This is a genomic window from Ruegeria sp. CE8 (genome assembly GCF_056537465.1).
This window is the reverse complement of sequence record NZ_JBQFRP010000007.1, coordinates 143,397-157,346: the sequence shown is the minus strand read 5'-3', so window position 1 is coordinate 157,346 and position 13,950 is coordinate 143,397. Positions and strand designations below refer to the sequence as shown.

Genomic DNA, 13,950 nt, shown 5'->3' with positions numbered 1-13,950 from the left:
AATGTTGCAACCGCTACAGTTTAAGAAACTTGTGCGTCCCCGCCGGAATTACTGCCAGTCCTGGACGTCGTAGACCCATCCATCTTTATGCTGACCCGCCCAAAACCCGATCGCAAACAATTCGGTCATGTAATCAGGATCAAATGGTTCGTCAGGTTTGGTCAGAAACTCTTTTGGAATATAGGTGATGTTCGCCCGAAGGCCGTCGCGGTTGGCTAGGGCCAGAATACTGTCGATATTGCCCAGACTTTGCGACCGGATCAGCATCTCGAACGCGCGGTTGGCCACCGCTGTTGCGTTACCCGGCAAGGGATCGAATGTCGGTTCCAGCTTTTTGTTGTGGATCAGCCAAATGCGGTTGTTCCGGTTGCTCAAGCCGGCTGAGCGCAAAAGCTGTCGCATCTGCAGTTCGTAGGGGTAGGCAAATATCTCGCGTGTCAGCCCACCGTCCACGTGTAGTTCCTCGCGAACGATTTCGCCGTTTGTTACGTCAATTGTGACCGGTTGAAATACGACTGGGATAGAGGCTGAAGCCAAAATCACATCGTGGATGAGTTCTCGCGCTTGCGGTGTATCGGATTGCGCAATTGCGCCGATGTTCCAAATCACGGGCCGCTCGGCATCAATGTTGGTGGTGCCGATAAGCAGCTGGCGGCCCTTTCGGTGTTCTTCTGCGACTTTCCGGATCAGGTCATCCGTTAGTTCCTGTTGTATAGCCTGTTTTAGCGGTGTCGCTTTTGTCAGAAATCCGCGCCCGAACACTGCGCCAGTCAGGTCCAGCCGGACCACGTCGCGCGTCGCAGTTGCGGTATAGAACCGTTTTAGGCTGCTGTCGTATTCCGGTCCGAGAAAGGCAAAAGGCGCAATCAGCGCCCCAGTGGAAATTCCGGTGACGACATCAAATGATGGTCGGGTTCCCGTGTCGCTCCAGCCGTTGAGTACACCAGCACCGTACGCCCCATGCTGGCCACCTCCTGACAGCGCCAGGATGTTCAGCCCGCGTCCCTTCGGTACCTGTGCCAGTGTCTTGCGCATCTCCGAGTCCAGGTCGGCCAGCCGGGCGCCGCTGTCATCCTCGAAATACCGACTGTCTGCATTTGTACCGACAGGCAGGAATGTTTCGTAAGTTTTTGCTGTCGGTGTCAGCTCCGTGCGATCGTAGCTGGCAGCGCAGGCCGTCAGCAAAAAAACAAGAGCGATGTGGAGGCAATTCTTCAGCGAAGGCATGCGGGCGTGTCCGTCTCGAAAAGGTCGAGGCTCCTTAGCGAGGCAATCGCCGGTTGTTGAGTCATGGTTGCCTGACTTGGTTTCCTTTTCAGGTGTCTGGTTCGTGCCTCGGCGGGAAGGCACCGATCGGGCGGGCCAAATGTCGCCTGAGCACGTATGAGGGTCTTACCTGTGGCCTTCAATTTAATTGTCACTATTGACAGCTAAGGGTGGATTGCCTATTTCGCATCGGAATGCCGTCGCGAAACGTCATCGGACAAGCGACGTTGCCGGGACCAGAAGTAAATTAGCTTGCCAACCGTGATAAAATACGGCCCGAGGAGGGGACAGCATGCCACAGATGTACCACGAATTACCCGCGAAAGCCTACACTTCGCAGGAGTGGTTCGACCGTGAGCAGCGCGAGATTTTCTCGAAAACATGGCGCTTTGCGGGTTTTATGGAAGACCTGCCCGAGCCGGGCCACTATCTCTCGGTTCAGGCCGGTTTGAACAACCTTTTTATCGTGATGGGCCGCGACCGGCGGCTGCGGGCATTTCATAACATCTGTCGCCATCGGGGCACGCAATTAATCCGAGCGGTTGGAAAGACCCAAAAGGCGCTGACCTGTCCCTATCACGACTGGACCTATGACCTTGAGGGCAACCTTGTTTCAGTGCCGGACGAGCATCGCGAATACAAATCGGTCGACAAATCCTGCTTCGGCCTGAAACCGGCGTCTGTCGATATCTGGAAGGGCATGTTGTTCGTTCACCCCGATCCGAACGCGGGCTCGATCATGAAGTGGTTCGGGGATGTCGATGACAAGGTCGGTCCGCACGTTCCCGAAGAACTGGTTGAGCATGAAGACACCTCTCATACTTATGAGATCAAGGCCAACTGGAAGATCGTCATCGAAAATTACATTGACGTCTATCACCTGAGCCACCTGCACTCGAACACATTACAGATGTATGACCATGCCAAGGCGCGGTATGGCTGGTATGGGCCGCACTACATCTTCTGGGAGCCGCCGGTCGAAGAATTCGCCCAGGACCAGAACAAAAAATTGCAGATGCCGCGGGTCGTTCCTGAAGATCAGAACGGAGCGTGGGTTCCGATGCTGTTTCCAGGCATAGGAATTGGTGCGTCCGAGGATGTGTGGAACGTCTTTATCGTCACGCCGCTGGCGCCCGACAGGACGCGAATTCTGAACCGGACACGTGTCGCCAATGCCTCGGCGTGGGAGTTTACGAAACAGGCCAGTCGATCTGCGTCGTTCTGGAACAGTTTTGGGATCAAGGGCAAATACGAAGGTGACGATGTTTATGATGAAAACGACCCGATGGCCTCGGGCGATTTCACACAAGAGGACATCTATGCCTGTGAACAGCAGCAGAAATCCTTGACCTCGCCTTATTTCGAGGTTGGCCCCGCCGCGGTCGGCGAAAGCCCGGTCGTCCAACACCAGAGGGTCGTTCGCGACTGGTTGCAAGGCAAATGATCGGACCTGACGACCGGCTGTCTATTGCCACTTTGTTGCGGGTATTCCGGGCAAAGATTGCAATGACCTGGGGCCTGACTCTTGTCGAGACAGCGTTGTTCGCCTTTCTTCCGTTGTTGATCGGCTATTCAATCGACGGATTGTCTAACGGTGACTACACGTCTTTCATCCATTTTGGCGCTGTCATGGCGGCGCTGTTGGTGGTCGCAACACTGCGCCGTATCTACGACACGCGCGCTTATGGCACGATCCGCGTCGAAATGGGTAAAGCGCAGGCCATGCGCGATTCTGGGCAAGAGGTTTCGGTGCTGAATGCGCGCGTCCTGATGGCGCGCGAGTTGGTCGATTTTCTGGAAGGTGAAGCCCCCGAGTCGATGGGTGCCGTCGTTCAGGTGTTGGTTTCCGTCGGCATTCTGATGTCGTTTCATGGGGCGTTGGCGGCCGCTGCCGGCCTCGCCGCGGCGCTGATCCTGATCATTTTCACTTTGTTTGCGCGCCGTTTCTTTCGTTTGAACGGGTTGCTGAACCAGCAGTCGGAAAGGCAGGTCACATCCTTGCAAAGCAAAGACCTGAAAAAGATCGGCCAGCATTTGTTCAGATTGCGCGCGCATGAGGTGCGCCTATCGGATTCCGAAGCCTATGTTTACGGTGCGATCTTTGCGGTTTTGCTGAGTATGTTGGCCTTTAATCTGTGGTTCGCGGCGACCCAAAGTCAGGCCACCGCAGGGCAAATATTCTCGGTCGTCACTTACTCTTTCGAGTTCGTGCAATCGGTCGTGGTCGTCCCGATGGTGCTGCAAAGCCTTGCGCGATTGTCTGAGATCACAGAGCGGATCAACGCACCTGCATCGGGAAGGCGCGCGAATGCGTGATAGACCCAATTCAAGTATCCGGATCTTATCGGATATTATTACCCATCCAGCACAGACGAATGGCGCGCTTTTCGGAGGTTTCCAATGACCAGAGCTTTTCACCCGCTTACCGTGGTTGAGACCCGCGAAGAGATCGGCGGGCAGGCTAAGTCGGTCATGTTTGACGTCCCACCGCAATTGGCGCAGGAATTCGCTTGGCGCGCGGGCCAGCATCTGACTCTTCGATTTCAAATCAAAGGAGAAGAGGTCCGCAGAAGCTATTCGATATCCTCTTCTCCGGTGTCGGGCGATCCGTTGCGCATTACCGTCAAGCGGGTCAAGAAAGGACTTGTCAGCAACCATATCAACGACATGGTGCAACCGGGCGATGTGATCGACGTGATGCCGCCTTTTGGCAGCTTTTGTCTGGATACAGACCCGACCGAGCGTCGCACGCACTATTTCTTTGGCGCTGGCAGTGGCATTACCCCTCTGCATTCCATGCTTCAGTCGGTGCTATTGGCCGAGCCGTGGTCGGTTGCGCATCTGGCCTATGGCAATGCGAACGCGGACAGTATTCTGTTCAGAGACGAACTCGCTGATTACCAAGAGGCGTTCGCCGATCGTCTGACGGTTCATCACCTGCTGTCGAAGCCTTCGATGTGGTCCAGTTTCAGCGATTGGCGACGCGGGATCATCGACAAGGACGCGGTTGAGGCATTGATTGCCGAGAACCCACCATACGCTCAGAATGCTCAGTACTACATCTGCGGTCCGGGCGGAATGAACAAATCGGTCAAAGAGGCGTTGATGTCTTTGGATGTGCCTGCAAACCGTATCCATATGGAAAGCTATGGTGGCGCGCAGGACACGGACGATAGTGTAAAAGGTGTCGACGCCGTCGTGGACATCACGTTGAACGGACAACGCCAATCGGTTCAGATGGCGGCCGGCCAAACGATATTGCAGGCTGCACAACAGGCGGGGCTGGAACCACCGTATTCCTGCCAATCCGGAGTCTGCGGGGCGTGCCGGTGCCAATTGAAGAAGGGTTCGGTCCACATGCGGGCGCGCACTGCGCTGGACGACAGCGAAATCGCGAGGGGTGCAGTGCTTTCATGTCAGGCTGTCGCGACCACAGAAAAGCTGGCCGTCAATTACAATTGATCATCCTGAGGCCGGGTGGCTGTGCTCACGACGTGGTTTCGAGTGTTTCGGCCAGTTTCAACGCAGCGAAATAAGATGAGTAGCCCCACGTTTTCGGCGGTTTTAGCGGGATGAACGCGTCCGTCGTAATGAACAGGTTGACGATGCCGTGCGCGACGATTTCACAGGCTTGTTTGTCAGCATTTGGATGCGACGCCAGTACGATATTTATCGCAACCTTATAAAAGGTCTCCATCGATTCAAGCAACGGTTTGCGAAGTTCCGGGTAAATCTCAACCGAATTGACCAACGCCTGGTAGCAAATGTTGATCCTCGGATCCAACTCACCATCGGAATTGAACAGCGCCTCGATCAAGTTGCGAACACCGGGGTGATCCTCCAACGCAACGCGCAGCATCTCGCTCTGAGTGCTGAGGGTATCTGCGATGTGCTCACCAAGCGCCAGAACCATAGCTTTGCGGTTGCCAAGATGGTGCCGGATCAAGGGGCGTTTCAGCCCGGCCTCAGCTGCAATATGTTCAAGCGTAGCGCCTTCGACGCCGTATAAGGCAACGCATGTCATGAACGCGTCGAGGACTTCTTTTTTGCGTTGATCTTGTACCGAGGGGCGACCCATGCGATTACTCTTTGCTAGATACAGATTGTCCCGAAAATATAATATTCTGAATAAACTGTCAAGTTTGACAGTAAACTGTTGTTTTAAACACTGATTAGACCGCAATAGGTCTGCTTTTTGTTTAACAGAGTGTAGGGCGCTTCCACGTAGCTGTTCGGACTAATGGGCTCCGGATAATTGGATAAGGTTCGAGCACCCCGGTGGGCAGGGTGCCCGGGGTTGGCGGGGTCAGGAGAAAAGACCCAGCCTTTCGCCCCCCGCCACATCGGCGAACCGGTTGAGATTCGGGAACAGAGTGTCCAGCGCCGATGGCTGAACGCCAAACCAAAGGGACAGGTCAGCATAAAGCTGGTCGGTTGAAGTTGTCGGGATCAGCACCCCATCGCCCACATCCAGCGCGTTGTCACTGGCCAAGCCCAGCTCCGGGTAGTCGCCCAGAATCTGCCCGCCTTTGACAGAATTGCCCATCACCAACGTATTTCCGCCCCAGCCATGGTCTGTGCCATTGCCGTTCGACGTTAAGGTCCGGCCGAAATCGGATCCGGTGAACGTCACGACGCGATCCGCAAGCCCCATGTCATCCAGTGTTGCCTGGAAAGTCCCGAGCGCTTCGGACAACACGCGCAGCATCCGGGCGTGGTTGACCAGCAGTTCGTCATGGTGATCCCAGCCGATGTAGCGCACAAAGAACGTCTGCTGCTCGTGTCCCAACCGGTCAGAGGCGGCAATCGTCTTGGCGACCATGCGCAATTGCTGGGCCAGATCAGACGATGGGAATGATCGCGGGATTTTGATGCCGCGGGTAGCGGATTTGAACGTCTCGTGCTTGGCCTGGGCGTCGCGCGTCAGGTGCAGATAGGTTTCGCGAAAGGGATCGCCGGTATGTTCAGCAATCATCATCTGGTTGAAACTGTCCAGCAGCAGATCGTTCAGTGGGCTTCTTTCGTCTTTGACATAAAGCCCAACGCTGCCCTTGTCGGTGATCGCATAAGGCAGGTCGATCTTGCCGTTCTGGGCAATGTTGTTCCCAGCCAAAGAGATGTTCATCCCGATCTCGTGTGCGGATTTCGATGGCTGTAGATCATCTGCAAAAAACCCGAACCAGCCATCGTTAACGCGCAGGTCAGGGCGTGACGTTTGCCAATGCTTGAACTGGTCCGCATGGCTAAGCAGCCCAAGGGGCAGGGCCACGGAACCGTCATAGAACTGCTCTTTTCGGACCCGCTCGACGAGTGGGCCAACATTGGCGACGAAGGACAGGCGCTTTTGATTGAACAGGTCTGCCACCTCTGGCATCGATGGGTGCAGGCCAAAGCTGCGGCCAAGCCGGTCCTTGGGGGTATCCAGGTTCAGCAGTTCTTTTCGGGACAGTGACAGATTGGCTCGAGTTTCCGTATATTGCCCGTGGGCGATCTTGTCGTTCGGCACCAGCATGTTGAAGCTGTCGTTGCCGCCGTCCAGCATTACGAACACCAGCGCCTTGCGAGCGGGCTTGATCATGCCGCCACCGACTTGCGCCAGCCCGGGCAATGCCGCTCCCATCATCGCGCCTGTTGCGGCAACACCTGTCGAAGCCAGAAACTGACGGCGGGTAATGGATTTGGTCAGCATGGGCTTAGGCCTCCTGCACAGTGAATTCAGGGGAAACGGCGATCATGAAGGCGATGGTCTGCACCACCCATTCGGGATTGTCGGCATATTGCACATAGGCCTGCTTGATCCGCTTGCGCGCCGCCGCATTTGCCTGCCCGGTCAACAGAACCGAGATCCGGTCGATCAACTCATCATGGCGGCCACGGTTCCGGGCGATCTTGATCTCTTCACTCAGATCGAAGCGCAGCGCGTTTTTGGTGTTGGCCCTGAGCGTATCGGGATCCATCTCCATCACCATCATCTGCTCGGACCCGGACCCGATCTGGTTGGAGACCAGAGGCAGATAGCCGCCAAAAAACCAGTAGTAGATGGTGTTCACATAAGCGACTGAGGTTGCGGCGGTATGAAGCTCAAATTCGGGCGCGCGCAGGCCCATTTTCTGAAGGGCACCGTGCGGGGTGAAATCGGGTTTGTAGAAGTTAAACACCGTGGGTGCCGACAGGGGATGCATCTGCAATGCGTCCTGAATGTCATCCCCCAGCAACCACAGCTTGCCGCTTTGGTTATGAGCACCAAACGCCAGCAAGACCTGCGTCACCCGATGCAGGGGTGATTTCAGCTTTTGGGACTGCACGATCTTGGCCGACGTCTTGTAGGCCGACGGCAAGCGCTTGGAGGCGACTTCGTTGGTCAGCGGGTAGGTTAGGATCGTGCGCACCGCATTCTTCAGGTCGCCAGTTGGGCCGAATGCACGGGATACGGCCTCGACATAAGCGGGTGAAGGGTTCGAGGTGACCAGCCGGTTGATCAGGTGGGTCGCGATGAACGGTGCGGTCGTCGGGTGGGCCACCAGTTGACTGACGGTCGAGCGGATCTCTTTCGGGCCGGTCTGGTTGCCGGGCAGGGTCAGGCGGCCATTCAACAGAGATTTGGCGCCGCGGTCGTGATAGGCCTCTTCCACGATCATCGGTTTGGTTGCGTCGATGAAGGGCACCGTCTTATAAGCTTCTTCGATCCCGTCATCGAATTGAACGGGATAACCGTTATAGCTGCTTTCCCAGAACGAGGTGTTCCATTCGTATTCATAGGCCGCAGGCAGCAACCCGGTGAAAACGCGGGCCAGTTCCTTGATGTCACGGTTGTCATAGGTCGGGATTGGATCTCCGCTGGCGCCCAGTTTCTCGGTGCCATCGGCGTTCAGTTCGAACAGGCCAATCGAAAACAGCTGCATGATCTCACGCGCAAAGTTTTCATCGGGATGGATGTTCTTGGCCTTGTTGGCCTTCTGATTGGTCATATGCGACAGGTAGATGCCCATCATCGGGTGCATCGACACATCGTGCAGTAGGTCCGCGTAGCTGCCGAATGCGTGTTTGTAGAGCAGGTCGTAGTAGTTCGCCATCCCGATGGCATCCAGCTCTAGCGATGAGGCGTCCGAGATGACCAGGATCTCGGACAGTGCCTGCGCAACCCTTTGGCGCAACAGGTCGTCGCGTTGGGTCAGCGTGTGGTTCCACCAGGCCATGTGGAAATACCACTTGTAGGGGAGGGCGGGGTTGTTGCCGTCGCCGTTGATCGCCCACTCACCATGGGCGCGTTTCAGGCGTTTTCGGAAGCTCTTCCATATCTTGCGCGTGGACATTTCGAAGGGACCATTTTTCCCGATCGGGGCGTTCAACTGATCTTCCAGCCAGCGTTCAACGCCGATCTTGCTGACCTGCTGAAGAAGGTCCTGATCCGCGCCCAGCGTGGCTTGCATCAAAAAACGGCTGGTTTCTTCAAGTGATGTTTTCATGGTGGATAGCGGTCCTTCAAAACTGAAGTCGATGGCTGAGGCAGCATTAAACTGTCAATAAAGACAGAATAAATTTTAACCGTGGTCTTTCAACCCGAAATTTCGAGATAGGCCAAAAAAAGCCCCGTTTCCGGGGCAGTCGGGGTCAAAACTTTGGGTAGCATTAGTTGGCGTAGTTCATCTTCAGCCCAACCGAGGCGTTGTTGCCATCGTAGGCGATTGCCGCGTCCTCGAAGACTGGCACGGACCTGACGCCAGCGCCTTTGGAGTAGGCCCACCCTTCCTGAGGAACCGGGCCTTTCATCTCGAATTGCCCGTTGTCGTTTTGATCATGATGGATCATGATCGCAAGCTGCCCTGGTTTCTGGTTTTTTAGAGTTCCCGAAATCGAGCTTCCGGAGGCGGGGATTTTCGCGTAGCCCACGATTTTAGCCATCTGGCTTTGGTCAAATGCAGTCTTGTCGTCAAATGCCAGAACATGAATGACGCCCCCGCGACCGGCATCGACACCGGAAATGTCTACCTGAATGTCTCCGGCCACGGCCTGAGATGCAGCGAGTGCCATAAGGCCAGCGATGAATGCAGTTTTGGTCATTGGGTTCCTCCCGAACAGTTAACCGATGTAAATTCCGAACAGACGCCATGCCAGATCCTGCACGACGTAAAGCAAGCCAAAGCCAAACCACATGATCGTAATGACGTAGAAAAGGGGTGGGTTTTCCCGGCTGTCGATGGTCTCGATCAGGAAGGCTTGGCCGGTCATGAAAGATGAGATGGCCCACCACATGAACAATAGACCCCAAATCGAATAGACCTGAAACCAGGTTGCCAAAAGCAAAACAACGACAACGACCCAGGAAAGGGGATGGGATTGGAGATATTTCATTCTGTAGTCTCTTTTCTTTGGGCTCATTGCCCGTGTTGGGACATGTCCGCCTAACGTGGTGCTGGTGCGGAGCTTTCTGTGTGCTTCTGGGCAATCAGCTTGCGGATTAGGAGTGCCGACGACTACCGGGCGGCCGCAGTTGCTTTGGTTGCCCGGAGCGCGATGGGTTTATGTGTCTGCTGCTCAGTCGCGGATCGCCATCAGTTCGTCAAACTGCGCCTTGTCCAGTCGATAGAACATCAGTGCTACGACCGAGGCCATGTAGATGACCAAGCTTAGGCAGGCATAGTTCCACCCCAGCGAGCGTGTAACTTCGGCAGTCAGATTGGATTGATCCGGGACCTCCGGAAAGCCGACAAAGGCAAGAAACAGTCCGGACACCGCCAGCCCGCCCGCGGTTCCGGCCTTGAGCACGAACGTTATGACAGAGGTGATGATCCCTTCGTTCTGATATCCGTTTGTCTTGATGCCCAGTTCGACAACATCTGCGGTCATGGACGTCAGCAAGGATGAGGTCCAGACAATCAGGACGATTTGCAGGATGCCGTGGATGAACAGCAACCAGATCAGCAGTTCTGTGCCATTGGCGGGAAAGAACCCGATTTCACGCAGCATATATGGGGCGACGCCGACCACTGCCGACAGGATCGACAGGAAAATCGCGCTCGACTTTTTGTCGCCAAAGCGTGCTATCCCTTTCAGGGTGGCACCCGCGATCAAGGCTCCGATCAGGTTGGCCACCAGGATCAGTGAGATCTGGTCGTTGTTCAGCTCCCAGAAGAATGATGTCAGGTAGGTCCATAGGGCAGCCCCGATCCCTGCGCCCACGGCAAAGATGGCCGAGCTGATAAAGATCGCCCTAAGAGCAGGTAGTTTGAACGCGGCAATAAACTGGCTGAAAAACCCCGAGGCGCTGTATGTCGCGTCATGAGAAATGTCGTGCATCCTGTCTTGCCACCGGCGGGTGCCAATTGCGGTGATTGCAATGGCCAGCGCGATGATGAGGGCGCCGACCAACCCGGCTTCCTGATAGCCTGCCTGATTGAGGATGCCGTAAGGCATGGTGTCGGTTGGAACCAACCAGATCACATACATGGCGATCACCATGATCTGACCGGCGATCCAGGTGACCGAGACCTTCAGGCCCGCCAGCATGGTCCGGCCGCTGTACTTTTTTGTCAGCTCCGGAACCATCGCGTTGTGCGGTACGTCGAACAGCGTCATAGCGGTTCGCAAAAGGATCGTCGTGATCAGCAGAAACCAGAACTGTTGCGTTTGCGATGTCAGGAACTCGGGCGGGTTCCAGATAAACCAGAAGAGGAACGCGACCGGAATAATGGCCACATACATAAATGGGTGGCGCTTGCCTGCCCGCGAACGTGTGTTGTCCGAAAGGTATCCGACGACGGGGTCCGACACGGCATCGAACATCAAAGCGACAAAAAGAGCAAATCCTACGGTTTCAGCGGGAAGCCCGATCACCAGATTGTAGTAGATCAGCAGGAAAAAGCTAAGGCCGTTAGACAGGATGCCATTGGCTATGCCGCCCGCCCCGTAAAACAGTTGCATGCTGACCGGTGGGCTGTCAGTTCTGGTGCTCATTTATCTCCTCCGGATCTCATCGCAACAATCGGGTTAGTGAACGATCACTTCGAAATGATCACAAGGTTCATTTTTTGTCAAAGGTGAAAGGTAATTTTACCAGACAACTTTTTTGGTGAGCGGTAATGGCCATCGCTGAAAAAGCGTACAGCGGCGACCGTTCTTTGATTGAGGTGTGAAGCCCGACAGTCAGAACTGTCGGGCGCACGATCAGAAGTTGTGCGACAGGCTGACACGAACTGCGGTGCCGGAAACGTCCCGGATCTGCAGGCCGGCGTCAGGTTCGTTCACATCCCCAAGCGTGCCGTATGTGAAATCGACCAGAATGCGGGTCTGACCAATCGAGTGCACGGCGCCAAGTGTGATGCCCTGGCCGCCACCCTCGTAGTTAAACCCTTCAAAACCGCCTTCGGGCTGCGATCTGGATAGGATGCCGTAGAAGTACCATTTCGGGTTCAACAGGTATCCGACGCCAATTTGGTAATCGATTGAATCTTCGGCGAATTCCGCAAGCGGACCGCCAAGTGCCGGGGATTGCACTGCGACGTCATCCCAATTTCTCCAACGGATCGACCCGAAGGCACCCCAAGGACCCTTGATCGCACTTTGAACATTCAGCGCAACTGTCTGCGGAGTGGTCAGTTCTGTCGTTACGTCAGCAGGATCAAGAGGCTGGAGTTGTTCGACACCGTCCAGATCGTGATTGATTTCCGAGTAGTAGGTCAAGTCGGCGCGAAACGCGAGGGATGGGATCTCATATGCGGCACCGACAAGGAAGCCGGGGTTGAAATCCCCTTCGGAGTCCAGCGAATAGCTGAGAGAGGGGTTGATCAATGCACCGCTGAAGTCGTTCAGCTTTTCAAAGCGAATACCCGCATAGGCGCTGATGTTCTCATTGAACTTGTATCGCGCCATTAGGTTTACTTCGGTGCCGCGATACCGGACGTTGGTGCCTGCCGACGGTGCCCCCGTTCCGGTGGGGTAAAGCAGCTTGTAGTTGATCGAGTTGAAACCGCGGATTGCAAAAACCCACTTTTCACCGATGTCTTGTTTGTAGGCCAGAGACAGGCCGCTGATGCTGGGTGTGACGTCACCTGTCGGCTGCCCAAACTCGGTGCCTTCTGTTTTCGAATCCGCCCATCCCCCGGTGATTTCGACATACCGGCCTTGTTCAAACAGGAACCTTGTTTCCGACGGGAACCCCTCGATCCCTCCGGCTAGTACAGGGCCTGAAACCAGACCCGCACCCAATGCCAGCGTTGCAAATTTTTTCATACTTCCCTCCCTTTTCCCCGGTGTCAGTTCAGTTGTTTTGTCCGGGGGGACTGCATTGACCTCGGCGCATTCGGGCCGTTTGTCAGTTGATGACGCCACGAACGGCGTGTGTTTGAACGGCCAGCTAAAAACATGCGTTCCATTGGCAGTGTTTTTGGCTTGTCGAGCTGCGTGCTGTGCATTAGGGAGACGCGCAGAATGAGGCCGTCGCAATCACATGCGAAAACGGATTGAAGATTTCCGGTTGCGTCGCTTTCTGCGCCTGTGGAGTGGGCAGTTGGAAGCAGGCAATACGAAATGGGTCGGCAAGAATGCCGGTTGCGCGATTTTTCATTGTCCCTGTAAGTTCTGCAGCCCAGTCGCAGGCCGATATTCTTTTGTTAACGTGGTGCGAGTGCTACCGGTCTGACACCTCCTCGTCATTTGGTTGAGCTTGCTGAGTGATTTTCCCAATCAATGTCGGCGCGCTCCTCCTTAAACAGCGCCGCGCGTCGGAAAAATTTCCTGCATGATTCCTGCCAAAGATCCGGACGTATCCAGGATTGGTCATAGGTCTGTCCCTGTTGCTTGCCTTATCGCTGGCATAACTGTCTTTTATGACAATATTTTTGTTGCACACAATTTGCACTTTTTCAATACATTTGTATTGTACGGATGCATTGAAATTTTCTTTCGCGGCAAACGTTGTATTTTCAATGCTTTGATCTAGGTCCCGCCAATGCTGTGAAGCCCCTCACATCTTGGTGGAAAATACGTTATTGAAGGCCGATGATGCCAAATTTGACAGAGAATCGCGCCAAGCAGCGCGACAAGAACCGAGAACAGAAACGGCGCGCGCTTGCAGAGAGCGCGATTACGACGATCGCGCAGGCTGGGTATGCCAACACAACTCTGCGGGATATCGCGGCTTCGACCGGCGTGTCGCTGGGAAAGATCCAGTACTATTTCCCCGAGAAAGAAGGATTGCTGTTGTATTGCATTGACTTGTCGGTCAATCGCTTCATCGGCCAACTAACCGAGATCGTTGATGCCAAGCTGAGCCCGCGCGAAGCACGCGGAGCTTATGTCGAACTGTTTGCTCATTCGATTATCAATTACGCGCATTTGCATCGGCTGTGGTACGACATTCGCAACCAGGCCATGTTTGATAGCCAGCTCAGGCACCGGGTCGCAGATGTCGAAGCCAAGTTCGTTTCCGTTTGTGACGAACTGGGAAGGAAATTCGCCCTCAACGATGTGCGCGGTCTAGAGATTTATTTGATGCTGGATGGGGCTTATCGCTATTTCCTCCAGCAATCTATTGCTGGTCTGCCTGTTACCGTTGACGACATCGCGCACAGTGTTGAGCGTCTTATCGGCTACCTGACCGGCAGCCAGGAGGCTGGCGCACAGGACTCTGCCCCCAAGAGAGGGGCCTTTTCCAAGTAGTTTGTCAAAACGGACGGCTTGTTAACC

Annotated in this window: 12 protein-coding genes; 4 read left to right on the top strand and 8 right to left on the bottom strand. The window is 55.0% G+C overall.

Annotation, left to right across the window (positions count from 1 at the left end; all coding sequences use genetic code 11):
• Window positions 1–48 precede the first annotated feature (48 nt).
• On the bottom strand, window positions 49–1,227 hold the full coding sequence (locus ACR0AA_RS13475) for a patatin-like phospholipase family protein (RefSeq protein ID WP_480756227.1): 1,179 nt from the start codon (window positions 1,225–1,227) through the stop codon (window positions 49–51).
• 331 nt (window positions 1,228–1,558) lie between these two features.
• Between ACR0AA_RS13475 and ACR0AA_RS13470 the strand changes: the two genes are divergently transcribed.
• The 3 genes from ACR0AA_RS13470 to ACR0AA_RS13460 all read left to right on the top strand — a co-directional run bounded on the left by ACR0AA_RS13470 (window position 1,559) and on the right by ACR0AA_RS13460 (window position 4,728).
• Window positions 1,559–2,710, top strand: a complete 1,152-nt coding sequence (locus tag ACR0AA_RS13470) for an aromatic ring-hydroxylating oxygenase subunit alpha (protein ID WP_480664580.1) — start codon at window positions 1,559–1,561, stop codon at window positions 2,708–2,710.
• Window positions 2,707–3,582 (top strand): ABC transporter six-transmembrane domain-containing protein, encoded by an 876-nt coding sequence (locus ACR0AA_RS13465; protein WP_480664579.1) that lies wholly within the window; start codon window positions 2,707–2,709, stop codon window positions 3,580–3,582. The genes ACR0AA_RS13470 and ACR0AA_RS13465 overlap by 4 nt, the downstream gene beginning before the upstream one ends.
• 84 nt (window positions 3,583–3,666) lie before the next feature.
• Window positions 3,667–4,728, top strand: coding sequence for a 2Fe-2S iron-sulfur cluster-binding protein (locus ACR0AA_RS13460; RefSeq protein WP_480664578.1), 1,062 nt, complete (start codon window positions 3,667–3,669; stop codon window positions 4,726–4,728).
• 25 nt (window positions 4,729–4,753) lie between these two features.
• On the opposite strand, the gene ACR0AA_RS13455 is transcribed toward ACR0AA_RS13460, so the two are convergent.
• From ACR0AA_RS13455 to ACR0AA_RS13425, 7 genes are all read right to left on the bottom strand, one after another.
• Window positions 4,754–5,344, bottom strand: a complete 591-nt coding sequence (locus ACR0AA_RS13455; RefSeq protein WP_480756226.1) for a TetR/AcrR family transcriptional regulator — start codon at window positions 5,342–5,344, stop codon at window positions 4,754–4,756.
• 228 nt (window positions 5,345–5,572) lie between these two features.
• Complete coding sequence (locus tag ACR0AA_RS13450; protein WP_480756225.1) at window positions 5,573–6,955, bottom strand: DUF1501 domain-containing protein; 1,383 nt, start codon at window positions 6,953–6,955, stop codon at window positions 5,573–5,575.
• Between the two features lie 4 nt (window positions 6,956–6,959).
• Complete coding sequence (locus ACR0AA_RS13445; RefSeq protein WP_480756224.1) at window positions 6,960–8,732, bottom strand: DUF1800 family protein; 1,773 nt, start codon at window positions 8,730–8,732, stop codon at window positions 6,960–6,962.
• Window positions 8,733–8,895: 163 nt separating this feature from the next.
• Window positions 8,896–9,327 (bottom strand): DUF2141 domain-containing protein, encoded by a 432-nt coding sequence (locus ACR0AA_RS13440; protein WP_480756223.1) that lies wholly within the window; start codon window positions 9,325–9,327, stop codon window positions 8,896–8,898.
• An 18-nt stretch (window positions 9,328–9,345) separates the two neighbouring features.
• Entirely contained in the window at window positions 9,346–9,618 is a 273-nt protein-coding gene (locus ACR0AA_RS13435) for a hypothetical protein (protein ID WP_480756222.1), read from the bottom strand.
• A 183-nt stretch (window positions 9,619–9,801) separates the two neighbouring features.
• On the bottom strand, window positions 9,802–11,220 hold the full coding sequence (locus ACR0AA_RS13430) for an MFS transporter (protein WP_480756221.1): 1,419 nt from the start codon (window positions 11,218–11,220) through the stop codon (window positions 9,802–9,804).
• Between the two features lie 210 nt (window positions 11,221–11,430).
• Complete coding sequence (locus ACR0AA_RS13425; RefSeq protein ID WP_480664571.1) at window positions 11,431–12,495, bottom strand: hypothetical protein; 1,065 nt, start codon at window positions 12,493–12,495, stop codon at window positions 11,431–11,433.
• A 771-nt stretch (window positions 12,496–13,266) separates the two neighbouring features.
• Here ACR0AA_RS13425 and ACR0AA_RS13420 point away from each other — a divergent pair.
• A complete protein-coding gene (locus ACR0AA_RS13420) occupies window positions 13,267–13,923 on the top strand; it encodes a TetR/AcrR family transcriptional regulator (RefSeq protein WP_480756220.1) in 657 nt (218 codons plus the stop codon).
• Window positions 13,924–13,950: the final 27 nt, after the last annotated feature.